The organism is Clavibacter sp. A6099 (genome assembly GCF_021919125.1).
Taxonomy (GTDB): domain Bacteria; phylum Actinomycetota; class Actinomycetes; order Actinomycetales; family Microbacteriaceae; genus Clavibacter; species Clavibacter seminis.
Window position 1 is genome coordinate 2,707,190 of the sequence record NZ_CP083439.1, and the last position, 23,716, is coordinate 2,730,905.

Annotated in this window: 24 protein-coding genes and 1 tRNA gene; 11 read left to right on the forward strand and 14 right to left on the reverse strand. The window is 72.4% G+C overall.

The features are described from left to right. Nucleotides 1-69: 69 nt before the first annotated feature. Both KYT88_RS12775 and KYT88_RS12780 read right to left on the reverse strand, forming a co-directional pair. Entirely contained in the window at nucleotides 70-747 is a 678-nt protein-coding gene (locus tag KYT88_RS12775) for a DUF3027 domain-containing protein (RefSeq protein WP_043583268.1), read from the reverse strand. Next, complete coding sequence (locus tag KYT88_RS12780; RefSeq protein WP_043583266.1) at nucleotides 740-1,123, reverse strand: cold-shock protein; 384 nt, start codon at nucleotides 1,121-1,123, stop codon at nucleotides 740-742. The genes KYT88_RS12775 and KYT88_RS12780 overlap by 8 nt, the downstream gene beginning before the upstream one ends. A 158-nt stretch (nucleotides 1,124-1,281) precedes the next feature. Between KYT88_RS12780 and KYT88_RS12785 the strand changes: the two genes are divergently transcribed. The 6 genes from KYT88_RS12785 (at nucleotide 1,282) to KYT88_RS12810 (ending at nucleotide 8,099) form a co-directional block, all read left to right on the forward strand. Further along, nucleotides 1,282-1,551 (forward strand): hypothetical protein, encoded by a 270-nt coding sequence (locus KYT88_RS12785; RefSeq protein WP_012039160.1) that lies wholly within the window; start codon nucleotides 1,282-1,284, stop codon nucleotides 1,549-1,551. A gap of 10 nt (nucleotides 1,552-1,561) precedes the next feature. Beyond that, nucleotides 1,562-3,448: a helicase-associated domain-containing protein gene (locus tag KYT88_RS12790; protein ID WP_237583677.1), complete on the forward strand. Its 1,887-nt coding sequence runs from the start codon at nucleotides 1,562-1,564 to the stop codon at nucleotides 3,446-3,448. Nucleotides 3,449-3,468: 20 nt separating this feature from the next. Further along, nucleotides 3,469-5,109 carry a DNA repair helicase XPB gene (locus KYT88_RS12795; RefSeq protein WP_043586025.1) on the forward strand — a complete coding sequence of 547 codons (1,641 nt, stop codon included), beginning with the start codon at nucleotides 3,469-3,471 and terminating at the stop codon, nucleotides 5,107-5,109. 78 nt (nucleotides 5,110-5,187) lie between these two features. Beyond that, entirely contained in the window at nucleotides 5,188-5,880 is a 693-nt protein-coding gene (locus KYT88_RS12800; protein ID WP_012039163.1) for a response regulator transcription factor, read from the forward strand. Between the two features lie 121 nt (nucleotides 5,881-6,001). Beyond that, entirely contained in the window at nucleotides 6,002-7,762 is a 1,761-nt protein-coding gene (locus KYT88_RS12805; protein WP_043586027.1) for a sensor histidine kinase, read from the forward strand. A gap of 46 nt (nucleotides 7,763-7,808) precedes the next feature. Next, nucleotides 7,809-8,099, forward strand: a complete 291-nt coding sequence (locus KYT88_RS12810) for a WXG100 family type VII secretion target (RefSeq protein WP_043586029.1) — start codon at nucleotides 7,809-7,811, stop codon at nucleotides 8,097-8,099. A gap of 131 nt (nucleotides 8,100-8,230) precedes the next feature. On the opposite strand, the gene groL is transcribed toward KYT88_RS12810, so the two are convergent. From groL to KYT88_RS12830, 4 genes are all read right to left on the reverse strand, one after another. After that, entirely contained in the window at nucleotides 8,231-9,850 is a 1,620-nt protein-coding gene (gene groL, locus KYT88_RS12815; protein ID WP_043586031.1) for a chaperonin GroEL, read from the reverse strand. Nucleotides 9,851-10,039: 189 nt separating this feature from the next. Further along, nucleotides 10,040-10,258, reverse strand: coding sequence for a cold-shock protein (locus KYT88_RS12820; protein ID WP_012039167.1), 219 nt, complete (start codon nucleotides 10,256-10,258; stop codon nucleotides 10,040-10,042). A gap of 220 nt (nucleotides 10,259-10,478) precedes the next feature. Further along, complete coding sequence (locus KYT88_RS12825; protein WP_043586033.1) at nucleotides 10,479-11,051, reverse strand: LytR C-terminal domain-containing protein; 573 nt, start codon at nucleotides 11,049-11,051, stop codon at nucleotides 10,479-10,481. A gap of 33 nt (nucleotides 11,052-11,084) precedes the next feature. Next, the gene (locus tag KYT88_RS12830) at nucleotides 11,085-11,414 is read right to left on the reverse strand and encodes a DUF3263 domain-containing protein (protein ID WP_043586036.1); all 330 of its coding nucleotides are present in this window, start codon (nucleotides 11,412-11,414) and stop codon (nucleotides 11,085-11,087) included. A gap of 236 nt (nucleotides 11,415-11,650) precedes the next feature. Between KYT88_RS12830 and msrB the strand changes: the two genes are divergently transcribed. Both msrB and KYT88_RS12840 read left to right on the forward strand, forming a co-directional pair. Beyond that, the gene (msrB, locus tag KYT88_RS12835; protein WP_012039170.1) at nucleotides 11,651-12,052 is read left to right on the forward strand and encodes a peptide-methionine (R)-S-oxide reductase MsrB; all 402 of its coding nucleotides are present in this window, start codon (nucleotides 11,651-11,653) and stop codon (nucleotides 12,050-12,052) included. Between the two features lie 5 nt (nucleotides 12,053-12,057). Further along, the gene (locus KYT88_RS12840) at nucleotides 12,058-12,660 is read left to right on the forward strand and encodes a nitroreductase family protein (protein ID WP_043586156.1); all 603 of its coding nucleotides are present in this window, start codon (nucleotides 12,058-12,060) and stop codon (nucleotides 12,658-12,660) included. Nucleotides 12,661-12,675: 15 nt separating this feature from the next. Here the strand turns inward: KYT88_RS12840 and KYT88_RS12845 are convergent. Together KYT88_RS12845 and KYT88_RS12850 are read right to left on the reverse strand one after the other, a co-directional pair. Next, nucleotides 12,676-12,748: transfer RNA gene (locus tag KYT88_RS12845), tRNA-Thr, on the reverse strand. Between the two features lie 41 nt (nucleotides 12,749-12,789). Then, nucleotides 12,790-13,707: a DsbA family protein gene (locus tag KYT88_RS12850; protein ID WP_043586038.1), complete on the reverse strand. Its 918-nt coding sequence runs from the start codon at nucleotides 13,705-13,707 to the stop codon at nucleotides 12,790-12,792. 315 nt (nucleotides 13,708-14,022) lie between these two features. Between KYT88_RS12850 and KYT88_RS12855 the strand changes: the two genes are divergently transcribed. Together KYT88_RS12855 and KYT88_RS12860 are read left to right on the forward strand one after the other, a co-directional pair. Beyond that, a complete protein-coding gene (locus KYT88_RS12855; protein ID WP_015491080.1) occupies nucleotides 14,023-15,123 on the forward strand; it encodes an ABC transporter ATP-binding protein in 1,101 nt (366 codons plus the stop codon). A 101-nt stretch (nucleotides 15,124-15,224) separates the two neighbouring features. Further along, complete coding sequence (locus KYT88_RS12860; RefSeq protein ID WP_043586040.1) at nucleotides 15,225-16,529, forward strand: DUF4032 domain-containing protein; 1,305 nt, start codon at nucleotides 15,225-15,227, stop codon at nucleotides 16,527-16,529. Between the two features lie 71 nt (nucleotides 16,530-16,600). On the opposite strand, the gene rlmB is transcribed toward KYT88_RS12860, so the two are convergent. From rlmB to KYT88_RS12880, 4 genes are all read right to left on the reverse strand, one after another. Further along, on the reverse strand, nucleotides 16,601-17,671 hold the full coding sequence (rlmB, locus tag KYT88_RS12865) for a 23S rRNA (guanosine(2251)-2'-O)-methyltransferase RlmB (RefSeq protein ID WP_012039175.1): 1,071 nt from the start codon (nucleotides 17,669-17,671) through the stop codon (nucleotides 16,601-16,603). Then, nucleotides 17,661-19,115, reverse strand: coding sequence for a cysteine--tRNA ligase (gene cysS, locus KYT88_RS12870; protein ID WP_043586042.1), 1,455 nt, complete (start codon nucleotides 19,113-19,115; stop codon nucleotides 17,661-17,663). The genes rlmB and cysS overlap by 11 nt, the downstream gene beginning before the upstream one ends. An 83-nt stretch (nucleotides 19,116-19,198) precedes the next feature. Continuing rightward, a complete protein-coding gene (gene ispD / locus KYT88_RS12875; RefSeq protein ID WP_051629335.1) occupies nucleotides 19,199-20,428 on the reverse strand; it encodes a 2-C-methyl-D-erythritol 4-phosphate cytidylyltransferase in 1,230 nt (409 codons plus the stop codon). 42 nt (nucleotides 20,429-20,470) lie between these two features. Beyond that, nucleotides 20,471-20,953: a CarD family transcriptional regulator gene (locus KYT88_RS12880; protein ID WP_043586044.1), complete on the reverse strand. Its 483-nt coding sequence runs from the start codon at nucleotides 20,951-20,953 to the stop codon at nucleotides 20,471-20,473. A gap of 163 nt (nucleotides 20,954-21,116) precedes the next feature. Here KYT88_RS12880 and KYT88_RS12885 point away from each other — a divergent pair, with 163 nt between their 5' ends. After that, nucleotides 21,117-21,683 (forward strand): hypothetical protein, encoded by a 567-nt coding sequence (locus tag KYT88_RS12885; RefSeq protein ID WP_043586046.1) that lies wholly within the window; start codon nucleotides 21,117-21,119, stop codon nucleotides 21,681-21,683. A gap of 88 nt (nucleotides 21,684-21,771) precedes the next feature. Here KYT88_RS12885 and KYT88_RS12890 read toward each other — a convergent pair whose 3' ends face one another. After that, nucleotides 21,772-22,452 (reverse strand): response regulator, encoded by a 681-nt coding sequence (locus KYT88_RS12890; RefSeq protein ID WP_012039180.1) that lies wholly within the window; start codon nucleotides 22,450-22,452, stop codon nucleotides 21,772-21,774. Next, on the reverse strand, nucleotides 22,449-23,612 hold the full coding sequence (locus tag KYT88_RS12895; RefSeq protein WP_012039181.1) for a sensor histidine kinase: 1,164 nt from the start codon (nucleotides 23,610-23,612) through the stop codon (nucleotides 22,449-22,451). Before KYT88_RS12895 ends, KYT88_RS12890 begins: the two co-directional genes overlap by 4 nt. Between the last annotated feature and the right edge of the window lie 104 nt (nucleotides 23,613-23,716).

Here is a 23,716-nt window from a genome sequence, read left to right on the forward strand (position 1 = left end):
TGCCTCCCCGGACATGACGACGGCGGCGGCCCCCTCGGGGGTCGCCGCCGTCGTCATGCGGGACGCGGGTCAGCGATCGGCGCCGTCGAAGCTCGTGTCGTCGTCGTCGTCGTCATCGTCGTCGTCGTCATCGTCGTCGTCGTCGTCATCCGAGGCAGAGGCAGGGGCCTCGAAGTCGACGCCGTCGAGCACGTCGTCCGCGTCCTCAGCGGGGTCGTCGTCCTCGTCCTGGTCCTCGTCGTCGGACTCCGCCGCGAGGCGCTCGGCCTCCTGGTCGGCCTCGATGCCGGCGAGCCGGTCGGACCACGGCAGCCACTCGGGCGAGAGCAGCGCCCCCTCCCCGGGCATCAGCTCGGCCTCCAGCACGGTGGGGGCGGCATCGTCGACGCGGGCGAGCGTGACGGTCCAGAACCAGCCGGGGTAGCCGGGCATCGTGTTCGCGAAGAGGAGCGACAGCACGCGGTCGCCCTCGACGATGGACCCCGCCGGCTCGCCGACGGTCTCCGCCGGCGTGATCTCGAGCAGCGCGGCGCGCGCGAGGTCCACGGCCGCGAGCAGCTCGGCGTCGGGGACGGCCGGCTCCGCGGGCGCCTCCGTCTCCGTCACGGGCGACTCCGTGGTCGCCGCGTCTGCGGCGGACAGGTCGGCGGTCGTCTCGTCGCCCGATCGCGCCGTCGTCGTGTCGGCCGTCTCGTCGGTCGTCGTCAGCGCGTCGGTCGTCGTCTCGTCGTCCCGCGGCTCAGGCATCGAGCTCCTCCGCGACCCGGCGCAGCAGCGCCGCGATCTTCCGACCGTGGGACTCCTCGGGGTAGCGGCCGCGCTTGAGGCCGGTGCCGATCCCGTCGAGCACCTTCACGAGGTCCTCCACGATCACGGCCATGTCATCGGCGGGCTTGCGGGACATGCGGGCCAGCGAGGGCGGGGCGTCGAGGATCCGCGCCGCGAGGGCCTGCGCGCCGCGCTTGCCGTCGGCGATGCCGAACTCCAGCCGGGTGCCGGCCTTCACGCCGGCGACGCCCGAGGGCAGGGCCGACGCGTGCAGGAAGACCTCCTGGCCGTCGTCCGAGCTGATGAACCCGAACCCCTTGTCCTCGTCGTAGAACTTCACCTTGCCGGTGGGCATGCGATCCTCTTCCCTCGCCCCGGGCGGGGCTCGATGTGCTGGTGGGCGGTCCAGTCTATTCGCCGGGGCCCCGACGGAGCCGGCGGGGACGACGCCCGGCCCGCCGTCCGGGTCGGATCCGACGCGCCCGGGCGCGTGCCACGGCGTAGTCTGGGGGGATGGCATCCGAGACCGCACCGAGCGAGGGACGGGCCGAGCGGATCCTCGCGTACATGCTCGCCGGGATCCTGCTGGTCGCCGTACTGAGCATCCTCGCGATCCTGCTGGCGCCGCTCATCGCCGTCGACGCGTCGCAGTACAGCACCCCCATGTGGCAGGTCATCCTGCTGCTGCCGGCCGTGGGCATCCCCATCGCCGCGCTCCTCTTCATCGCGATCCTGATCATCAGCGTCCGTCGCCGTCGTCGCATGGACGGCACGTCCCGCTAGCGGGACGACCATGACCGACGCCCTCGTGCTCGCGGCCCGCCTGCGCGCACTCGACGACGCCGCGCTCGCCGCCCTGGTCCGCGACCGCCACGTCGATGCCGCGCGCATCGCCGACATCTTCGACCTCGCCGACGCGCTGCTCGCCCCGGACGCGGTCGCGCGGGCACTGGAGCAGCTCGACCGCACGGCGCTGGCCGTCCTCGCAGTCGCAGCGGAGGACGGGGCGACCGCCGGACCGGTCTCCCTGGGCGCCGTCCGGGACTCGCTGGCCCGCCGCTCGGGCGAGGACCAGCTGGATCCGGCGGAGCTGACGGACGCAGCACGCCGCGCCGCGGACACGCTCCTGGCCGGCGTGGACGACGCGGGCATCACGACGCATCCGGAGGTCGCGGCCGCCCTCGCCGCCTGGCCCGCCGCCGGCCTCCCGGGGACGGACGAGCTGGCCCGGCTCGCGCCGCCCGCCCCGCTCGCCGCCGTCCCGCGCGTCGACCCCGACGAGGTCGACCGACGGGCAGGCGAGAGCGCGTTCCGGTCGGTGGTCGCCGTCGCCGCCCTCGTGGATGAGCTGGCCCGCGAGCCCGCGCGCGAGCTGAGCCGGGGCGGCATGTCCCTTCCCGACGCGCGCCGGCTCGCCGCCGCGCTCGGCGCCGACCTCGACGACGTCCCCGCCTACCTGTCCCTCGCCGACCGCGCGACGCTCGTGGCCCGGTCGGATCGCGCATGGTCCACGACGACGACCTCCGCCGCCTGGTCCGCACGGCCGACCGCCGAGCGGTGGGAGGCACTCGCCGCGGCCTGGCTGGAGGCGCTGGCGCCCGCGACCCGCGGCATCCTCGCCGAGCGCGCCGAGGCGTCGTGGGGAGCGGGGCTCGTCGACAGCGTCCTCTGGCGCTTCCCCGGCGGATCCGCCTGGATCGGCGAGCGCATCACCGCCTTCACGCGCGACGCCGGGCTCCTCGGCATCTCGACGGGCGACGTCCCGAGCTCCGCGGGCCGCGCGCTCCTCACGACGGGGCCGGGTGCCGCGGCCTCCGCGCTGGCGCCGCACCTGCCCGCCGAGGTCGACCGGGTCTACCTGCAGCACGACCTCACCGTCGTCTCCCCCGGGCCGCTCGATCCCGCGGTCGAGTCGCGCCTGCTCGAGGTCGCCGACGCCGAGGGGCGGGGGCTGGCCGCGACCTACCGGATCTCCGCCGCATCCGTCACGCGCGCCCTCGCATCCGGCGCGACGGCCGACGCCGTCCGCGCCCTCCTCGCGGAGATCTCGCTGACCGGCATCCCCCAGCCCCTCGACTACCTCCTCGACGAGGCCGCCGCGCGCTTCGGCCGCCTCCGCGTCCGCCCGGCCTCGCCCTCCGACGCGGTCCCGGATGCCCGGTCGGCGATCGTCTCCGACGACGGGCCGCTGCTCGCCACCCTCCTCGTCGACCGCGACCTCGCACCGCTGCGGCTCGTGCGCGCGGGCAACGCGGTGCTCACCTCCGCCGCATCGCCCGACGCCGTGGAGCGCGCGCTCGCGGCCGCCCGGCTCGCCCCCTTGCGCGAGGACGCCGCAGGGCATCGCATCGCACCGGCCCCGCGGACCGCCCCGGCGTCTGCGCCCGAAGCGGATCCCGAGCCCGATGCCGCGGACGCCCTGGTGTCCCGCCTCCGCGCGGCCGACGACCCCGACGACGGCGCCGCCTGGACGACGCGCCAGCTCGAGGTGGCGATCCGCGCCAAGGCGGCCCTCCGCGTCCGCGTGCGCATGCCGGACGGCCGCGAGGTGGACCACGTGCTCGAGCCCTCCAGCGTGGCCGGCGGACGACTGCGCGCACGCGACCGCGTCGCCGACGTCGAGCGCACCCTTCCCCTGTCGAGCATCGTGGAGATCTCCCCCGCGCCGGCGAGCGCGTGAGCGCGCCTAGGCTGACGGGCATGCCCGACGGCCCCCTCATCGTCCAGAGCGACCGCACCGTCCTCCTCGAGGTGGCCCACGCGGACGCCGAGGACGCGCGCCACGATCTCGCCGTCTTCGCCGAGCTGGAGCGCGCGCCCGAGCACATCCACACGTACCGGATCACCCGGCTCGGCCTCTGGAACGCCCGCGCCGCCGGGCACACCGCCGAGGACATGCTCGCCACCCTCGAGCGCTACTCCCGGTTCCCCGTGCCGCAGTCGGTGACGGTGGACGTGACCGACACGGTCGGCCGCTACGGCCGCCTCGTCATCGGGCGCGACGCCGACGGCGAGCTGCAGATCTCGAGCACCGAGTCCGCCGTCCTCTCGGAGGTCGCGAGCTCCCGCCGCATCGCGCCGCTGCTCACGGAGCGCGTCGACGCGACGACCTACCGCGTGCAGGCGTGGGCGCGCGGCCAGCTCAAGCAGGAGCTCGTGAAGATCGGCTGGCCCGCCGAGGACCTGGCCGGCTACACGCCCGGGACGCCGCACGACATGGCGCTCGTGGAGGACGGCTGGACGCTCCGCGGCTACCAGACCGACGCGGTCGACCACTTCCTCGACGGCGGATCCGGCGTGGTCGTCCTCCCCTGCGGCGCCGGCAAGACGCTCGTCGGCGCGGCCGCCATGGCCCGCGCCAAGACGACGACGCTGATCCTCGTCACGAACACCGTGTCGGCGCGCCAGTGGCGCTCGGAGCTGCTCAAGCGCACCACGCTCACCGAGGACGAGATCGGCGAGTACTCGGGCCAGTCCCGCGAGGTCAAGCCCGTGACCATCGCGACGTACCAGATCCTCACCGCCAAGAGGAAGGGCGAGTACGCGCACCTCGCGCTCCTCGACGCGCTCGACTGGGGCCTCGTCGTCTACGACGAGGTGCACCTCCTGCCCGCGCCCGTCTTCAAGCTGACCGCGGACCTCCAGGCCCGCCGCCGCCTCGGCCTCACGGCCACGCTCGTGCGGGAGGACGGCCGCGAGGGCGACGTCTTCAGCCTCATCGGCCCCAAGCGGTTCGACGCACCGTGGAAGGAGATCGAGGCCCAGGGCTTCATCTCCCCCGCCGAGTGCTTCGAGGTGCGCATCGACCTGCCCGACGACGAGCGCCTCGTCTACGCCGCGGCCGCGGACGACGAGCGCTACCGGCTCGCCGCCACCGCGCCGGCGAAGCTCGACGTGACGCGCGCCCTCGTCGAGCGGCACCGCGGCGAGAGCATCCTCGTCATCGGGCAGTACCTGGAGCAGATCGACGAGCTCTCGGCGGCGCTCGGCGCTCCGAAGCTCACGGGCGCGACGCCCGTCGCCGAGCGCGAGCGGCTCTACCAGGCGTTCCGCGACGGCACCGAGCGGGTCCTCGTCGTGAGCAAGGTCGCCAACTTCTCGGTGGACCTGCCCGACGCCACGGTCGCGATCCAGGTGTCCGGCTCGTTCGGATCCCGCCAGGAGGAGGCGCAGCGCCTCGGTCGCCTGCTCCGCCCCGAGGCGTCCGGCCTGTCCGCGAGCTTCTACACGCTCGTCTCCCGCGACACCGTCGACCAGGACTTCGCCCAGAACCGCCAGCGCTTCCTGGCCGAGCAGGGCTACAGCTACACGATCCTCGACGCCGCCGGCATCGCGGCCTGATCTCCGGCGCGCATCCGCCGGGACCGCTCGCCACACGCGTCCAGGCCGCTCCCAGCGAGCGCGCAGATACTTCATCCCATGAGCGATGGCCCGAAGATCCTTATCGTCGATGACGAACCCAACATCCGCGACCTGCTGACCACGAGCCTCCGGTTCGCCGGGTTCGCGGTCCGCGCCGTCGGCAACGGCGCCCAGGCCATATCGGCCGTCCTCGAGGAGGAGCCCGACCTCATCATCCTCGACGTGATGCTGCCGGACATGAACGGCTTCGGCGTCACCAAGCGCCTCCGGGCCGCCGGGTACACGGCGCCCATCCTCTTCCTCACGGCGAAGGACGACACCGAGGACAAGATCACGGGCCTCACGGTCGGCGGCGACGACTACGTCACCAAGCCGTTCAGCCTCGACGAGATCGTCGCGCGCATCAAGGCGATCCTCCGCCGCACGATGCACGCCGACGAGGACGCCATCATCCGCGCGGGCGAGCTCACCATGGACCAGGACACGCACGAGGTCCTCGTGGGCGAGGAGCCCATCGAGCTGAGCCCCACCGAGTTCAAGCTCCTCCGCTACCTCATGCTGAACCCCAACCGCGTGCTGTCGAAGGCCCAGATCCTCGATCACGTGTGGGAGTACGACTTCAACGGAGACGCGGGCATCGTCGAGTCCTACATCTCCTACCTGCGCCGCAAGCTCGACCAGCACTCGTCCGAGCCGGTCATCCAGACCAAGCGCGGGTTCGGCTACATGCTCAAGGCAGCCAAGTCCTGAACCTCCGGGCCCGCATGAGGACCCGCTCCACCTGAACGGCCGGGCGCCCACTGGGCGCCCGGCCGTCCGCACATGCTGGGTCGCATATCCTCGACAAAGGTCAGCGAGACGGGAACACGAGGTGCGGCCAGTGCACGACTACGTGTCGGAGAAGTGGAACAACGTCTCCCTGCGCACCAAGATCACGAGCGTCACGGTGCTCCTGCTCCTGCTGGGCCTCCTCGTCTCGGGCGCCGGCACCATGTACCTGCTGCGGCAGCAGATGGTGAGCCAGCTCGACGCGCAGCTCCGGGTCACCATCACGCAGCTCCCGAAGGTGCTCAACACGGACGCCTCGATGCCGGACACCTTCACCCAGGACGACGTGGCCACCGCCGATCCCGCCTGGTTCGTGGTGCTCCTGGACGCCCAGGGCGACGTGCTCGCTGACAACTGGACGGGCGACTCCGCCGAGCACCCGCGCGTCTTCGGCCTCGACCTGGCGCGCGCCTCGCAGATCAACAACGAGATCGTCGTCTTCTCGGACAACTCAGGCAAGAAGGCCTGGCACGGCATCGTCCGGGTGTCGCAGAACGCCTCACCGGACGCGATGGAGTACTCCACGCTCGTCGTGGCCCGCCCGCTCGAGCAGGTGGACGACCTCGTCGCCACGTACATCGTCATCTTCGCGAGCTTCGGCCTCGCCGTGGTCGTGCTCGGCGCCGCGGTCACGCGCATGCTGGTGACCAGCACGTTCGGCCCGTTGCGCGAGGTCGAGCGCACCGCGGCGGCCATCGCGGGCGGCGACTTCAGCCAGCGACTCGGCGGTGCCACCCCGAACACCGAGGTCGGACGCCTCAACCGCTCCCTCAACATGATGCTCAGCCGCATCGACCGCGCCTTCGCCGACCGCGCCAAGACCATCGACCAGATGCGGCGCTTCGTCGGCGACGCCAGCCACGAGCTCCGCACGCCGCTGGTCTCCGTGCGCGGCTACGCCGAGCTGTACCGGATGGGGGCGCTGCAGACGCCCGAGGACGTGTCCCAGGCCATGGAGCGCATCGAGAAGGAGGCCATCCGCATGGGCGGGCTGGTCGAGGACCTCCTCGAGCTCGCGCGGCTGGACGAGACGAAGCCGCTGCAGCTCGCGCCCGTGGACCTCTACCCCATCGCGCGCGACGCCGCCCTCGACGCGATGGCCTCATCCCAGACCCGGACCGTGACGGCGCTCCCGCCCGTCCTCGTCAACCCCGTCGGCCCGGTCCTCGACGCCGACGGCCTCGAACCCACCCAGGACCTGTCGCCGGACGCGCAGCGCGGTACGGCGACGACGTCGGGGAACGACGCGACGGGACCCATCGCCTTCGCCGGCGCCACGCTGTCGCGGTTCCGCTCCCGGCGCTCGCGCCGCCCCGGCGAGACGGCGACGGACGCCCTCGCCCCGGCTCGCCCCGGCGACGACGACGCGCGCGTCCCCGCCGAGGGCTTCGCCATGGTGCAGGCGGAGGAGAACAAGATCCGGCAGGTGGTCACCAACCTCATCGGCAACGCGGTGCGCTTCACCCCCGCCGGCAGCCCCATCGAGCTCGCCACCGTCGTCGACGAGGCCGCACGCGAGGCGCGCATCGAGGTCCGCGACCACGGAGACGGCGTGCCCCCGCAGATCCGCGAGAAGATCTTCCAGCGCTTCTGGCGCGCCGACACGTCGCGCACCAGGGAGACCGGCGGCAGCGGGCTCGGTCTCGCCATCGTGTCCGCCATCGTCGCCGCGCACCGCGGCCGCGTGGACGTCGTCGAGACCGAGGGCGGCGGCGCTACCTTCCGCGTGATCCTGCCCCTCCTCCCCAGCACCGAGGGCTCGACGGCCTCCACGCCCAGCGCCCCCGCAGCTCCCGCATCCTGATCTCCGCATAGCCTCCGCCCGTCCCACGACGAGAAGGAGGAGACGCATGACGAGGTACCAGGTGGACAGCGAGGCCGTCCTGTCGGCCACCGCGGCGGTCCAGGGCAGCATCGGCCGCATCCAGGCGGAGGTGGCGGGCCTCCATGGCCAGCTCGCCGACCTGCAGGGGTCGTGGTCCGGCAGCGCCGCGACGGCGTTCCAGGGCGTGGTCGCCGAGTGGAAGGGCACGCAGCAGCGCGTCGAGGAGGCGCTGGCGAGCATCAACCAGGCGTTGAGCGCCGCCGCCCGCCAGTACGCGGAGGTGGAGGAGGGCAACGCCCGCATGTTCGCGCACTAGCCGCATCCGCCATCCGGCCGCGCGGCCGGACGGCCGAGGCACGACGAAGCGGGCGGCCCCGGTGAGGGACCGCCCGCTTCGTCGTGCTGTTCGTGCTGGTGAGCGGGGCGTCGCCGCCCCACGCGGTCGGACTAGAAGTCCATGCCACCCGTGGGGTCGCCGGCCGGGGCCGGGTTCTTCTCGGGCTTGTCGGCGACGACGGCCTCGGTCGTGAGGAACAGACCGGCGATGGACGCGGCGTTCAGCAGAGCCGAGCGCGTGACCTTCACCGGGTCGTTGATCCCCGCGGCGAGCATGTCGACGTACTCGCCCGTGGCGGCGTTGAGGCCGTGACCCGAGGGGAGGTTGCGGACGCGCTCGGCCACGACGCCGGGCTCGAGGCCCGCGTTGAGGGCGATCTGCTTGAGCGGAGCGTCGACCGCGACACGGACGATGTTCGCGCCGGTCGCCTCGTCGCCCTCGAGCTGGAGCTTCTCGAACGCGAGCTTGCCTGCCTGGATGAGGGCGACGCCACCACCGGCGACGATGCCCTCCTCGACGGCGGCCTTCGCGTTGCGCACGGCGTCCTCGATGCGGTGCTTGCGCTCCTTGAGCTCCACCTCGGTCGCGGCGCCGGCCTTGATGACGGCCACGCCGCCGGCCAGCTTCGCGAGGCGCTCCTGGAGCTTCTCGCGGTCGTAGTCGCTGTCCGTGTTGCCGATCTCGTTGCGGATCTGCTGCACGCGGGCCGCGATCTCGGTGGCGTCTCCGCCTCCCTCGACGATCGTGGTCTCGTCCTTGGTGATGACGACCTTGCGGGCCGTGCCGAGCAGGTCGAGGGTGACGTTCTCGAGCTTGAGGCCGACCTCCTCGGCGATGACCTGGCCACCGGTGAGGATGGCGATGTCCTGCAGCTGCGCCTTGCGACGGTCGCCGAAGCCGGGGGCCTTGACGGCGACCGACTTGAAGATGCCGCGGATCTTGTTGACGACGAGCGTGGCCAGGGCCTCGCCGTCGACGTCCTCGGCGATGATCAGGAGCTGCTTGCCCGACTGGATGACCTTGTCGACGATGGGCAGGAGGTCCTTGATGTTCGAGATCTTCGAGTTGACGATCAGGATGTACGCGTCCTCGAACACGGCCTCCTGGCGCTCGGGGTCCGTGACGAAGTACTGCGACAGGTAGCCCTTGTCGAAGCGCATGCCCTCGGTGAGCTCGAGCTCGGTGCCGAAGGTGTTGGACTCCTCGACGGTGACGACGCCCTCCTTGCCGACCTTGTCGATCGCCTCGGCGATGATGGCGCCGATGGTGGCGTCGCCGGCGGAGATGGACGCGGTGGCGGCGATCTCCTCCTTGGTCTCGATCTCCTTCGCGGCGGCCTTGAGCTCCTCCGTGACGGCCGCGACGGCCTTCTCGATGCCGCGCTTGAGGCTGATGGGGTCGGCGCCCGCGGCGACGTTGCGGAGGCCCTCGCGGACCAGCGCCTGCGCGAGGACGGTCGCGGTGGTCGTGCCGTCACCGGCGACGTCGTCGGTCTTCTTGGCGACCTCCTTGACGAGCTCCGCGCCGATCTTCTCGAACGGGTCGTCGAGCTCGATCTCCTTGGCGATGGAGACGCCGTCGTTCGTGATGGTGGGGGCGCCCCACTTCTTCTCGAGGACGACGTTGCGGCCACGCGGGCCGAGGGTCACGCGGACCGCGTCGGCCAGGATGTTCAGGCCGCGCTCGAGGCCGCGGCGGGCTTCTTCGTCAAAAGCGATGATCTTAGCCATGTGTATCTCTCGTCCCTCCCGGACGTCAGGAAAAAGGCAGTCGTCTAGCACTCCCCGTGAGGGAGTGCCAGGGACGATTCTGGCACTCGCCCTACGGGAGTGCAAGCGAGCCGCTCACAGGCCGGGCGCCGGTCGGGACACGACGACGCCGCCGCCCGGACGGGCGACGGCGTCGTGGTGGGATGCTCCCTAGGCCAGCGTGACGTTCTCCGCCTGCAGGCCCTTGGAGCCCTGGCCGATCTCGAAGGCGACGCGCTGCCCCTCCTCGAGGACCTTGTAGCCGGACATCTCGATCGCCGAGTAGTGGACGAAGACGTCCTGCTGGGCAGGACCGCCCTCGACGGCGTCCACGGTGATGAACCCGAACCCCTTCTCCCCGTTGAACCACTTCACGGTGCCGTTGGCCATGTGCTTCTCCATGTGCGAATGCGCGATGTCGGAGGCGCGGTGCCGCCACCCCCGGGTCGGCCGCGGGGCCCTGCATCGACCCCGCGCCACGCCCTCGGGACGTACGGCGCGCAGCACCTGGACGCGGCGGGCGTGCGACCAGGCAGCACGATAGACAGAGGCGACGACGCCCCGTCGGGTTACTCCACGGACACCACTCGGCGGACCGGGACGGAGGCGGTCAGCCCTTGGCGGCGTAGTCCGCGCCGAGCACTGCCGTGAGCTTCGACGCCTGGGCCGCCGCCGTGCCCTCGGCTGGCCGGAACTGGTCGGACTGCGCCACGTCTCCCACCCCCAGCTGCGCGACGAGGCCGCGCGCGGCGCCCTCGTCCGCATCGTCGTAGTAGTAGACGGTCGTGGTGGCGATGTCGGTGGAGCTGGCGTTCAAGCGGGACGCGATGGCCCAGCCCTCCTTCTCGAGCGCCGTCGCCGCCCGGGCCGAGAGGCCCGACGTCCTCGTGCCGTTGAGGACGGTCACGACCATGCCGGGCACGGCGGTGGGAGCCGCGGTCGGCTCCTCCGTGGGCGCCGCCTCCTCGGAGGACCCACCGCTCGGGATGATGTCGGTGAACGAGACCCGGTCGTTGATGACGAAGAGCCCGACGACGCCGAGGCCCACGAGCAGGCCGGTCGCGAGCGCCGCCCACGCGAAGGCGCGGAAGCGGTGGTGAGGCGGACGGGGCGCGCGGTGGGCGCCCACGCGGCTCAGGTCGCCGGGGACCTCGTCGAAGCGGTCGGGAGCGTGGGAGGGCATGGGGGTCTCGTGTCTCCTCGGTGGGGCGCGGGGTCAGCGCGCGGTCGGTCGGTGCGGGAGACCGGTGGGCAGGGCGCGTGCCGCGCGCGCGGCGGCGCGCGTCTCGCGGAGGCGCAGGAGGCGCCCGACGAGCAGGGGGTCGTAGGCGAGGGCCTCGCGCGTCTCGAGCAGGGATCCGAGCAGCTGGTAGTAGCGCGTGGCCGAGAGGCCGAAGGTCTGGCGGATGGCCTCCTCCTTCGCCCCAGCGTGACGCATCCAGTCCCGCTCGAAGTCGAGGACCGCGCGGTCGCGCGCATCGAGCTCGACGACGGGATGCGGTCCGGCCGCCGGAGCGGTCGTGGAGCTGGTCTCGCGCTGGTCCACGGCATGCTCCTTCCCCGACATCCCCCACATACTAGGTGCGCCTCGCTGGGCGCCTCGCGCAGCATGCCGGGGTGTCCACGCACCGCGACGGGCAGGGCCGCACCGCATCGCGTCCGCTCGCGTCCCGGAGCGGATCGTCCCCCGCATGCAGGAATCGACGGGTGCCTCCGGCGGTTGTCCATGGAGGCGCGCTGGGACGCCGCCCCTAGGATCGACCAGCGAGAAAGGACCCGCACATGGCCTACGAGATCGAGAAGACCGACGACGAGTGGCGCCAGGAGCTCTCCCCGGAGGAGTACGCGGTGCTGCGCCAGCAGGCCACCGAGCGCCCCTGGACCGGCGAGCTGCTGGACGAGGAGCGCACCGGCGTCTACGGATGCAAGGCCTGCGGCGCCGAGCTCTTCACGAGCGACACCAAGTTCGACTCCCACTGCGGGTGGCCGAGTTTCTACGCGCCGAAGGAGAGCGACGCGGTCAAGCTGTACACGGACACGAGCCTCGGCATGAAGCGCGTCGAGGTCGTCTGCGCCCGCTGCGGATCGCACCTCGGGCACGTCTTCGACGACGCACCGCAGACCCCCACCGGCGACCGGTTCTGCATGAACTCGGTCTCCATGTCGTTCCGCACCGCGGAGTGATCGACGTGCCGCGGCATCGGGCGGGCGGCACCCCCGACCCGTCCGGGCCCGGCACCCCCGCGCACAGCGGACCCGTGTTTGAGGCGCTCCGCGGTCGGCGGTCCCGCTCGTCCGTGGGCGAATCGGCCCCGACGCACGAGGAGCTCGTCCCGCTCGTCGCCGCGGTCTCCCGGCTCGCCGACCACGGCGGGCTGCGGCCGTGGCGGATCGTCGAGATCCGCGGAGGCGCGCGTGAACGGCTCGGCGCCGCGATGGACGAGGCGGCCGGCGATCCCGGATCGGGCAAGCACCGCAAGAAGACCCATCGCGCGAGCCTGCTCGTCGCCGTCGTCGTCGTCCGCACCCCGAGCCGCAAGGCGCCGGACTGGGAGCAGGAGGCGGTCGCCGCGGGCGTCGCGCACGCCCTCACGCTGTTGCTCGAGGAGCAGGGGTGGGGCGTGTTCTGGCGCACGGGCAGCCTCACGCGCAGCGAGCCGGTGCGACGGATGCACGGCCTGCGCGACGGCGAGGACCTGCTCGGCTGGCTCTACGTCGGCGATGCCGCCGACGACGACAAGGGCCCGCGCCCGACCGTCGACGGCGAGCGGATGATCACCGTCCTCGACTGAGCGAGCGGCATCGAGAGCCGGCCACGGGACTCGAACCCGTAACCGCCGCATTACAAGTGCGGTGCGCTACCAATTGCGCCAGGCCGGCCGACGGACCTCGCGGGCCGTCGATCCATCATACGAGCCGCGCTACGGGGCGGTCGTCGGCGTCTCGGACGGCGCGGGGGTCGGGGTGGGCGTCGTCTTCGCGTCCTGACCGGCGGCCTGGAGCACGAAGGCGGCGAACGCCTTCGCGTCGTCCGGCTGACCCGTGTACTGGCGGTCGCCCACGACGATGATCGGGGCGCCCACGACCTTGTCGACGTTCGAGTCGGGGATGTCGCCGTCCAGGACGCGGTCTGTCGCGGCGTTGACCCACGACTGGAACCGCTGGTCGGAGACGCACTTCGCGACGTCGGACGAGCCGGCGCCCGCCTGCCCGGCGAGCTCGACGATGCGATCGTCGCTGAGGCCCGTGCTCTGCTCGGCGGGCTGCTCCGCGAAGAGCGCGGAGTTGAAGGCCCAGAAGTCGTCGGGTGCCGCGTCGGCGACGCACGCGGCGGCGTTGGCCGCCCGCAGGGAGTAGGCCTGCGACTTGCTGGTGAGGATGGCGACGGGGTGGATCTCCACGGTGGCCGCGCCCGACTGGAGCCAGCCCTCCATCTGCGCGCCGTTGGTGTCCTGGAACTCCTTGCACGCGGTGCAGAGGTAGTCGACGTAGACGCGGATGTGCGCGACGCCCGCCGCCTCGGACCCAGTGGGCACCGGGTCCTGCTCCGGGTCGAGGGCCTTCGTTGGTGTGGCCGCGAGGTCCTTCCCGATGAGGATGCCGTCGCTCGCCATGTTCTGCGGCCCGGGCCCTGCGGGCCGCGCGCCCTGGACGACGACGAGGCCCACGACCACGACCACCGCGACCAGCGCCGCGGCGATGCCGCCGCGGATGAGGTACCTGCCCACGACATCGCGACGACGCTGCTTCATGCGGTTGAGCCGCGCCTTCTCCCGAGCTGCCTCGCGGCGTCGTCGGTGACCGCCGTGCGGTTCGTGCGCGGGCGGCGTGCTGCTCATGGATCCTCGCTCAGTGGATGGGGAGTCGGGCGCGGGCGGGCTCCCGGACGACCTCAGGACTCTAGGCGGCCAGTCTGGGAAAGCGGTGACGCGGCGGGCGCGGGTACACCGCCGCAGGAGACGATACAGGCCCGCGACACCCTGTCCTCGGGTGGGGAATAGCCGCCGATCCGCATCGTGCCGGGCTTCCCGACCACAGGCCCCCGTGCAATACTCATCGGGTGGTCGTCGTCGCCCACAGCGATGAGCCATGAGCATCACTTCCATCACCACGGATCGTCGGGCACGTACCTGCCCGTGAAGGAGAACACCGAAATGGCATCTGTAACTTTCGACAAGGCCACGCGCCTCTACCCGGGCTCGACGCGCCCCGCGGTCGACCAGATCGACCTGGAGGTCGCCGACGGCGAGTTCCTCGTCCTCGTCGGCCCGTCCGGCTGCGGCAAGTCGACCACCCTCCGCATGCTCGCGGGCCTCGAGGAGGTCAACGACGGCAACATCTTCATCGGCGACCGCAACGTCACGGACGTCCCGCCGAAGGACCGCGACATCGCGATGGTGTTCCAGAACTACGCGCTCTACCCGCACATGACCGTCGCCGAGAACATGGGCTTCGCGCTCAAGATCGCTGGCGTCGGCAAGGACGAGCGCGCCACCCGCGTCCTCGAGGCGGCCAAGCTCCTCGACCTCGAGCCCTACCTCAGCCGCAAGCCCAAGGCCCTCTCCGGCGGCCAGCGCCAGCGCGTGGCCATGGGCCGCGCGATCGTGCGCCAGCCCCAGGTGTTCCTCATGGACGAGCCGCTGTCGAACCTCGACGCCAAGCTCCGCGTCCAGACCCGCACGCAGATCGCATCGCTCCAGCGCCGCCTCGGCGTCACCACGGTCTACGTCACCCACGACCAGACCGAGGCGCTCACCATGGGCGACCGCATCGCGGTCCTCAAGGACGGCGTCCTGCAGCAGGTCGGCACCCCGCGCGACCTCTACGAGAAGCCGCAGAACGTCTTCGTCGCCGGCTTCATCGGCTCGCCCGCGATGAACCTCTTTACGGCGAACGTCGTCGACGGCGGCGTGCAGTTCGGCACCGCGGTGGTCCCGGTCGAGCGCGACGTGCTCGCCAACGCCACCGGCGGAGCGGTCACCATCGGCGTTCGTCCCGAGGACGTCGTCGTCAGCACCTCGCAGGGCCAGGGCCTCTCGGTCACGGTGGACCTCGTCGAGGAGCTCGGCGCGGACGGCTACCTCTACGGCCACACCGACATCGAGGGCAAGCGCACCGACCTCGTCGCGCGCGTCGACGGCCGCCTGCACCCGAACGCGGGCGACACCGTCTTCATCACGCCGCAGCCCGGCCACCTGCACGCCTTCGACGCCGAGAGCGGCCTCCGCCTCAACGCGCCGGTCGCCGCGGGCTGATCGAGCCGACCCACCGCCGCTGCCGCGGTCCCCACGCTCCCCTCGCCGGGAGCACCGGGGGCCGCGGCAGCCGCGTTTCCGGGGTCGGGTAGGGTCGCAGCATGGCCGGATCCCTGAACATCACCTCGGCGACGGTCGATCCCGCGCTCCTCGACCTGCCCTGGCAGCTGCCCCTCGACGAGTGGCCCTCCTCGGCCATCGCGACCCTCCCCAAGGGCATCTCCCGGCACCTCGTCCGCTTCGCCAACCTGTCCGGCTACGTCATCGCCATCAAGGAGACGACCGACGAGATGGCGCGCGGCGAGTACGACATGCTGCGGGCCCTGCAGCGGCTCGAGATCCCGTGCGTGGAGCCCGTCGCCGTGATCACGAACCGCACCGACGAGGACGGCGACCCGCTCAAGTCGGTGCTCGTCACCCGGCACCTCAAGTTCTCGCTCCCCTACCGTGCGCTCTTCTCGCAGCAGCTGCGGCCCGACACGGCGACGCGCCTGGTGGACGCCCTGGCCGTGCTGCTCGTGCGGCTGCACATGATCGGCTTCTTCTGGGGCGACGTCTCGCTCTCGAACACGCTCTTCCGCCGGGACGCCGGCGCCTTCGCGGCGTACCTCGTGGACGCGGAGACCGGCAAGCTCTTCAACGGCGGCCTCTCCAACGGGCAGCGCGAGAACGACCTCGAGATCGCCCGCGTCAACATCGCCGGCGAGCTCATGGACCTCGAGGCGGGCGGCCGCATCGAGGAGGGGCTCGACCCGCTCGAGACGAGCACGCGCATCGTGGCGCAGTACCGCACGCTCTGGAAGGAGCTCACCGGCCGCGAGGAGTTCCCGACCTCCGAGCGCTGGCGGATCAACGAGCGCGTGGACCGCCTCAACGACCTCGGCTTCGACATCGAGGAGCTCGCGATCCGCACGACCGCCGAGGGCTCGCAGGTGCGGATCCAGCCCAAGGTCGTCGATGCCGGGCACCACCAGCGTCGACTGCTGCGCCTCACGGGCGTGGATGCGCAGGAGAACCAGGCGCGTCGCCTGCTGAACGACCTCGACTCCTACACGGCGACGTTCGACAAGCAGGACCTCGACGAGGAGATGGTGGCGCACGAGTGGGTCGCGCGTGTCTTCGAGCCCGTAGTGCGGGCGATCCCCCGCGACCTCCGCGGCAAGCTCGAGCCCGCCGAGATCTTCCACCAGCTGCTCGAGCACCGCTGGTACATGTCGCAGAAGCTCAGCCGGGACATCCCGCTCGCCGAGGCCGTGACCGCGTACGTGCAGGACATCCTCCGCCACCGGCGCGACGAGGCGACGGTCATCGACCCGCCGACCGAGTCGATCGGCGTCATCGAGGACGAGTCGGACGTGCCGATCACCGAGGCAGAGGCCGCGGAGGACTGGCGCACGAAGGTCTGACCGCCTCCGCGTGGGGCGAACGCAGGAGGAGCCGGGACCCTGGGGTCCCGGCTCCTCCTGCGTTCGGTGCGCTACTTCCGCTTCGCGGCGCGCAGCTTGCCGATCTCGTAGAGCGTGACGCTCGCGGCGATGCCGGCGTTGAGGGACTCGGTGGAGGCCCCGATCGGGATGGAGACGACGGTGTCGCAGGTCTCGGTGACGAGGCGCGAGAGGCCCTTGCCCTCGGATCCGACGACGACCACGATCGGCCGGTCGGCGAGCGTGAACTCGTGCAGCGACATGTCGCCGCCGCCGTCGAGGCCGACCACGAAGACGCCGCGCTGCTTGAGCGCCTTCAGCGTCTGGGTGAGGTTCGACGCCATGGCGACGGGCGTGCGCGCCGCGGCACCGGCCGAGGTCTTCCACGCGCTGGCGGTGAGGCCGACCGAGCGACGCTGCGGCACGATCACGCCGTGGCCGCCGAACGCGGCGACCGAGCGGATGATCGCCCCGAGGTTGCGCGGGTCGGTGATCCCGTCGAGCGCCACCAGGAGCGGCAGCTGGCCGCGCGAGATGGTCTTGTCGAGCAGCTCGATGGCGTCCGCGTACTCGTACGGCGGCACCTTGAGAGCCAGGCCCTGGTGGACGGCGTCGTGGCCGGCGATCCGGTCGAGCTCGGGGCGCATGACCTCGAGCACGGGGATCCCGCGCCCGGTGGCGAGCGACAGCACCTCCTTGACGCGGTCGTCGTACTCGATGCGCGAGGCGATGTAGAGCGCGGTCGCGGGGATCTTCGCCCGGAGCGCCTCGACGACCGAGTTGCGACCGGTGACGACCTCGGACTCGTCCTGCTGCTTCGCGCGTCGGGCGCGCGGGGCGTCGGCCCCGGCGGGCCGGTCGGTCGCGCGGGCGCGCGGGGCCGCGGACCGGGGTGCGGGCGAGCGCTCGGCGCGCTCGTCACGGCCGCGGTTGGCGCCCGCGGACGCCGCCTCGTAGCGATCCTTCGCGAGCTTGCGCTTCCCGGCGGGGTGGTACGGCCGGTCCTCGGCCTTGGGCGTGGGCTTCTTGCCCTCGAGGGCCTGCCTGCCCTGCCCTCCGGAACCCTTGAGCGGGCCCTTCTTGGTCTTCCGTACCGCGCCTGAGCGGCTGGGCTTATTCGCCATCGATGCTCCAATGCGACCCGCCAGGCGAGTCCTCTATCGTGATGCCGGCCTCGGCCAGCTCCTGTCTGATGCGGTCGGCGAGGGCGAAGTCCCTGGCCTCCCGCGCGGTCTGTCGTTCGGCGATCCGGTGCTCGACCAGCGCCTGCAGCGCGCGGCGCGCGGGCTGGTCGGAGGCGGTGCGCCACTCGTCGGCCAGCGGGTCGATCCCGAGCACGGCCACCATCGCGGAGACGTCCGCGCGCAGCGACGCGGCCTCCTGGAGGTCGCCGGCGTCGAGGGCGGCGTTGCCCGCGCGGACGGCGTCGTGGAGCACGGCGAGCGCCTGCGGGACGCTCAGGTCGTCGTCCATGGCCTCGGCGAACTCGGCGGGCACGGCGGCGGGCGAGCCGTCCGTCGCCGCGGGCACGGCCTGGAAGCGCGTGCCGGCGAGGCGGCGCGCGCTGCGGTCGAGGAAGGTCTCGATGCGGTCGAGGGCGGCCTCGGCCTCGGCGAGCGCGCCGTCGTGGAACTCGAGGGTCGAGCGGTAGTGCGCGGATCCGAGGAAGTAGCGGACCACGACCGGCCTCGCGGAGGCGAGCAGGTCGGCGGCGAAGAGCGAGTTTCCGAGCGACTTGCTCATCTTCTGGCCGGCGACGGCGACGAGGCCGTTGTGCAGCCAGTACCTGGCGAACGGATCGCCCGCGGCCCGCGACTGCGCGAGCTCGTTCTCGTGGTGCGGGAAGCGGAGGTCGAGTCCGCCGCCGTGGATGTCGAACTCGGCGCCGAGGTAGCGCGTGGACATCGCCGAGCACTCGATGTGCCAGCCCGGGCGACCGGCGCCCCACGGGGACGGCCAGGAAGCGCTCGCGGGCTCGCCCGGCTTCGCGCCCTTCCAGAGCGCGAAGTCGCGGACGTCGCGCTTGGCGCGCGGATCCGCGTCGGCGGCGGCCTCCATGTCCGCGGCGCGCTGGCGCGTGAGCTCTCCGTACTCGGGCCAGGAGGCGGTGTCGAAGTACACGTCGCCGGAAGCGTCGTCGGCCGCGTACGCGTGGCCGCGCTCGACGAGGCGCCGGATGATCTCCTGCATCTCCCCGATGCTCGCGGTGGCGCGCGGCTCGTAGCTGGGCGGGAGGATCCCGAGGGCCGAGTAGGCGCGGGAGAACTCGAGCTCGACGCGGTAGGCCAGCGCCCACCACTCCTCGGTGCCGCCGGCCTCCTGGCCGCGGCGGGCGTTGTCGATGACCTTGTCGTCGATGTCGGTGACGTTGCGCACGAGCGTCACGTCGAGCCCGCGGTGGGTGAGCCAGCGGCGCAGCTGGTCGTACGCGAGCGCGGACCTCAGGTGGCCGATGTGCGGCGCCGACTGAACGGTGGGACCGCAGACGTAGATGCCGACCCTGCCGTCGACGAGCGGCACGAAGTCCCGCAGGGACTGCGTCCGGGAGTCATGGAGGCGCAGGGTCACAGAGAGATCCTAGTCAGCGCGCATCCGGGCCCCCGCCGGATGACGGGCCGGGACGGCGGTCGACGGCCCCCGCGAGGAGGCGGTCAGAGGCGCTCGACGAGGGCCGTCGCGACCGCGGCGACGCCGTCGCCGCGACCTGTGAAGCCGAGCCCGTCGGTGGTCGTGCCGGCGAGCGAGACGGGCGCGCCGACGGCGGCCGAGAGGATCCGCTCGGCCTCCGCCCGCCGCGGCGACAGCTTCGGGCGCACGGCCATGACCTGCACGGCGACGTTGACGACCCGGTAGCCGGCGTCGCGCACGAGCTCCGCGGTCCGCCGCAGGAAGACCTCGCCGTGCGCGCCGTCGAGCTCCGGATCGTCGGTGCCGAAGATCCCGCCGATGTCGCCGAGGCCCGCGGCGGACAGGAGCGCGTCGCACATCGCGTGGCTGACCGCGTCGCCGTCGCTGTGGCCGGCGAGCCCCGCCTCGCCCGGCCAGTGCAGGCCCGCGAGCCAGAGCGGCTGGGCCGGGTCGACCGCGTGGACGTCGGTGCCGATGCCCGAGCGGAGGCGGGAGGCGGATCCCGCGCCCTCGGAGCGCGCGACGAGCTCCTCCGCGCGCCGGAGGTCCCACGCGGTGGTGACCTTGAACGCGAGCGCGTCGCCGGGGATCACGCGGACGCGCCCGCCCGACGCCTGGAACAGGGCCGCGTCGTCCGTGTGCTCGGCGGCGGCCCGGGCGTACGCGGCGTCGAGCGCTGCCCGCGGGAAGCCCTGCGGGGTCTGGACGCCGACCAGGTCGCTGCGGTCGACGGTGCCGAGGCACTCCCCCGCCGGATCCACGCGCTTCACGGTGTCGGTGACGGGGAGGCCGGGGACGACGCCGGCGCCCTCCGCGCGGACGGCCTGCGCCACGGCGGCGAAGAGGGCGGTGGGCGTGAGCGCGCGGGCGGCGTCGTGCACGAGGACCGTGTCGACGGATCCGGAGAGCGCGGCGAGGCCCGCCCGGACGGACCCCTGCCGGGTCGCTCCCCCGACCACGATCGCCACGGATCCGCGTGCCGCGCCCGCGACGGTGTCCACGACGGCAGCCGTCTCGTCCAGGTGCGTGTCCGGCGCGACGACGACGACGTGCGCCTCCTCCGCGAGGCCGAGGACCGACGCCAGGGAGCGGGCCAGCAGCGTCACGCCGCCGACCTCCACGAGCGCCTTCGGCATCCCGGCCCCGAGCCGCGTGCCGCTTCCCGCGGCCACCACGACGACGCCCAGCCGGGGCCCGCCGGTCGCGCCGCCATCGGTCGCGGGGGCGGACGGGACGACGGGGTCGTGGCTCATGCGGTCAGGCTACCGGCGGCGACGCGCGCGGACGCCCGGCGGTCAGGAGGCGAGGACCTCGTCGAGCAGCGTGGACGCGTGCTCCTCGTCCGTCTTCTCCGCGAGGGCCAGCTCCCCCACGAGGATCCCGCGGGCCTTCTGCAGCATGCTCTTCTCGCCCGCGGACAGGCCGCGGTCCTGGTTGCGACGCCACAGGTCGCGCACGACCTCGGCCACCTTCAGCACGTCGCCCGAGGCGAGCTTCTCGAGGTTCGCCTTGTAGCGCCTGGACCAGTTGGTGGGCTCCTCGGTGAACTCGGCGCGGAGCACCGCGAAGACGCTCTCCACGCCCTCGCGCCCGATGACGTCGCGGACGCCGACCATGTCGACGTTCTCCGCGGGCACCTCGATCTGGAGGCCGCCCTGGTTGACGTCGAGCTTCAGGTACAGCTTCTCCTCGCCGCGGATGATGCGCTTCTTCACCTCGATGATGGTCGCCGCCCCGTGATGCGGGTACACGACGGTCTCGCCGACCTCGAAGAGCATGGGTTCCCCGTTCTGTGGACTTCCCCTCAGGATACCAGCCGGGTCCCGCGCGCCCGCGGGCCGCCGCCCGCCACCCGATCCCGTAGGCTGAGCGGGTCAGCTGATCCAGCGCGGACGCCTCCGGACGCCCCGGCGCCGGCCCGCGCGACAACCGGAGGGTCCCGTGAGAGCGCGTACCGCATCGTCCATCGTCCTCGCGGCCCTGATCGCGGTCGGCACGTCGTCGTGCACGTTCATCACGCCCCAGGCCACGCAGATCTCCTACTTCCCGAGCGACGGCTTCGACGCCACGGTCGGCGACATCGAGGTGCGCAACGCCATCCTCCTCTCCGAGGGCGGATCCGCGGCCGGCGCGAGCCTCGTCGTCACGCTGGTCAACAACTCGGGCGACAGCCAGCGCGTCTCCTTCCAGCACGAGCTCACCGAGGGCAGCGCGGACCGCGAGACGCGCACCGTCACGGCGGCCCCCGGACTCACGAAGTTCGGCGCGGAGGACTCCCAGCGCATCACCTTCGACTCGGTCGACCCGACGCCGGGCTCGCTCACCAAGATCTACATCCAGTACGGCGACGCCGAGGGCGTCGAGATGGACGTGCCCGTGCTCAACGGCGACCAGGAGACGTACACGAACCTGGTCCCCGGCGAGACCGGATCCACCCCGGACACGAAGGTCACCACGACGCCCGGCACCACGGACGGCGACGAGGGCCTCGGGGACAGCACGAACTAGCCCGCCGGTCGCGCTCGCGGCCTCGCACGGCGAAGGCCCCGCCCCTCAGGGACGGGGCCTTCGTCGTGCCGGCCGGTCGGTCGGCAGCCTAGGCCTCGAAGCGGTAGCCCAGCCCGCGGACGGTGACGAGGAGCACGGGGTCGGACGGCTCGCGCTCGATCTTGGAGCGGATCCGCTTGATGTGCACGTCGAGCGTCTTCGTGTCGCCGAAGTAGTCGGATCCCCACACCCGGTCGATGAGCTGGCCGCGCGTGAGCACGCGCCCGGCGTTCCGCAGCAGGAGCTCGAGCAGCTCGAACTCCTTCAGCGGCATCGCGATCTCGCGGCCGTCGACCTCGACCGTGTGGCGCTCGACGTCCATGCGCACGGAGCCGACCTCGAGCACGTTCAGCGGCTCGTCGTCGACCTCGACGCGGCGGCGGAGCACCGCGCGGATCCGCGCCAGCAGCTCGCGCGTCGAGTACGGCTTCGTGACGTAGTCGTCGGCGCCGAGCTCGAGGCCCACCACGATGTCCACCTCGGAGTCCTTGGCGGTGAGCATGATGATCGGCACGGCCGAGCGCGTGCGGATCTCCCGGCACACCTCGGTGCCGGGGAGGCCGGGGAGCATGAGGTCGAGCAGGATCAGGTCGGCGCCGTCCTTGTCGAACGAGGCCACCGCGGCGGGACCGTCCTCGACGACGTCCACCTCGTATCCCTCGCGCTGGAGCAGGAAGGCGAGCGGCTCGCTGAGCGACGCCTCGTCCTCGACGAGCATGATGCGTGTCACGTGGGTTCTCCGATGTCCGTACCGGCGAGCGCCGGAGTCTGCGATGCCTCGGGGAGGCGGATGGTGAAGGTCGAGCCGCGGCCGGGACGGGACCAGACCCGCACGTCGCCGCCATGATTCTGCACGACGTGCTTGACGATGCTGAGCCCGAGTCCCGTCCCGCCGGTGTCGCGGGCGCGAGCCTGGTCCACGCGGAAGAAGCGCTCGAAGATCCGGCCCTGCTCGTCCTCGGGGATCCCGATGCCCTGGTCGGTGACCACGACCTCGACGGCGCCGTCGTCGACCATGACGCCGATGCCGACGCGCGACCCGTCCGGCGAGTAGTTGACCGCGTTGCTCAGCAGGTTGTGCACGGCCACGACGAGCAGGGCCTCGTCGCCGTAGACGGTCGAGCGCGACCGCTTGCCCCGGGCGAGCTCGATGCCGCGGAGCTCCGCGCCGAGCCGCACCTGGTCGAGCGCGACGCTGATGACGTGGTCGACGTCGACGGGCTCCGCCTTCTCCAGCGCGTTGGCCGCCTCGAGCCGCGAGAGCTCGATGATCTCCTGCGTGATGCGCGCGAGCCGGGCCGACTCCGTGGTCAGCCGGGCGGCGAACCGCCGCACCTGCACGGCGTCGTCGGCGCACGAGTCGAGCGCCTCGGCGAGGAGCCCGACCGCGCCGATGGGCGTCTTGAGCTCGTGGCTGATGTTCGCCACGAAGTCGCGCCGCACCTGGTCGAGGCGGTGCGACTCGGTGCGGTCCTGCGCGAGGAGGAGCACGTAGCGGGTGCCGAGGCGGGCGACGCGGACGTGCATCTGGAACTCGGCCGCGCCGAAGGGGCCGCGCGCGAGCGACACCTCCTCGGCGAGGGGCTCGCCGGACCGGCGCACGCGGTCGACCATGGAGACGAGCTCGGGGTGGACGAGCGCCTGGTGGAAGACGAGGCCGGAGGAGATGGCGCCGGGCGACGCCTTCATCACGTTGTTGGAGGGGTCGAGCACGATGCCCGCCGACTCGAGCGCCTCGAGCACCTGGTCCACGCCGTCGGGGACGACCGGGTTCGTGATCTCGACGGCGCGGTCGCCGCGGTCCGCCGCGTGGTTCAGCAGCCACACGAATCCCGCGCCGACCGCCAATCCGATGAGGAGGCAGACGAGCACCAACGCACCGGTGTCCATGCGCCCACACTAGGAGACGGCATCGGGGCGTCTCGGCCGTCCGGCCCCGCCACGGGGGCCACGAGGCCGCGAATTCAGCTCGCCGGCACCGTGCGTTAACCTCG

Excerpts from the sequence above, each read along its gene's own strand:
- KYT88_RS12775 (WP_043583268.1), bottom strand. The coding sequence starts at position 747 with ATGCCTGAGCCGCGGGACGACGAGACGACGACCGACGCGCTGACGACG.
- KYT88_RS12780 (WP_043583266.1), bottom strand. The coding sequence starts at position 1,123 with ATGCCCACCGGCAAGGTGAAGTTCTACGACGAGGACAAGGGGTTCGGG.
- KYT88_RS12785 (WP_012039160.1), top strand. The coding sequence starts at position 1,282 with ATGGCATCCGAGACCGCACCGAGCGAGGGACGGGCCGAGCGGATCCTC.
- KYT88_RS12790 (WP_237583677.1), top strand. The coding sequence starts at position 1,562 with ATGACCGACGCCCTCGTGCTCGCGGCCCGCCTGCGCGCACTCGACGAC.
- KYT88_RS12795 (WP_043586025.1), top strand. The coding sequence starts at position 3,469 with ATGCCCGACGGCCCCCTCATCGTCCAGAGCGACCGCACCGTCCTCCTC.
- KYT88_RS12800 (WP_012039163.1), top strand. The coding sequence starts at position 5,188 with ATGAGCGATGGCCCGAAGATCCTTATCGTCGATGACGAACCCAACATC.
- KYT88_RS12810 (WP_043586029.1), top strand. The coding sequence starts at position 7,809 with ATGACGAGGTACCAGGTGGACAGCGAGGCCGTCCTGTCGGCCACCGCG.
- groL (WP_043586031.1), bottom strand. The coding sequence starts at position 9,850 with ATGGCTAAGATCATCGCTTTTGACGAAGAAGCCCGCCGCGGCCTCGAG.
- KYT88_RS12820 (WP_012039167.1), bottom strand. The coding sequence starts at position 10,258 with ATGGCCAACGGCACCGTGAAGTGGTTCAACGGGGAGAAGGGGTTCGGG.
- KYT88_RS12825 (WP_043586033.1), bottom strand. The coding sequence starts at position 11,051 with ATGCCCTCCCACGCTCCCGACCGCTTCGACGAGGTCCCCGGCGACCTG.
- msrB (WP_012039170.1), top strand. The coding sequence starts at position 11,651 with ATGGCCTACGAGATCGAGAAGACCGACGACGAGTGGCGCCAGGAGCTC.
- KYT88_RS12850 (WP_043586038.1), bottom strand. The coding sequence starts at position 13,707 with ATGAGCAGCACGCCGCCCGCGCACGAACCGCACGGCGGTCACCGACGA.
- KYT88_RS12855 (WP_015491080.1), top strand. The coding sequence starts at position 14,023 with ATGGCATCTGTAACTTTCGACAAGGCCACGCGCCTCTACCCGGGCTCG.
- KYT88_RS12860 (WP_043586040.1), top strand. The coding sequence starts at position 15,225 with ATGGCCGGATCCCTGAACATCACCTCGGCGACGGTCGATCCCGCGCTC.
- rlmB (WP_012039175.1), bottom strand. The coding sequence starts at position 17,671 with ATGGCGAATAAGCCCAGCCGCTCAGGCGCGGTACGGAAGACCAAGAAG.
- ispD (WP_051629335.1), bottom strand. The coding sequence starts at position 20,428 with ATGAGCCACGACCCCGTCGTCCCGTCCGCCCCCGCGACCGATGGCGGC.
- KYT88_RS12880 (WP_043586044.1), bottom strand. The coding sequence starts at position 20,953 with ATGCTCTTCGAGGTCGGCGAGACCGTCGTGTACCCGCATCACGGGGCG.
- KYT88_RS12895 (WP_012039181.1), bottom strand. The coding sequence starts at position 23,612 with ATGGACACCGGTGCGTTGGTGCTCGTCTGCCTCCTCATCGGATTGGCG.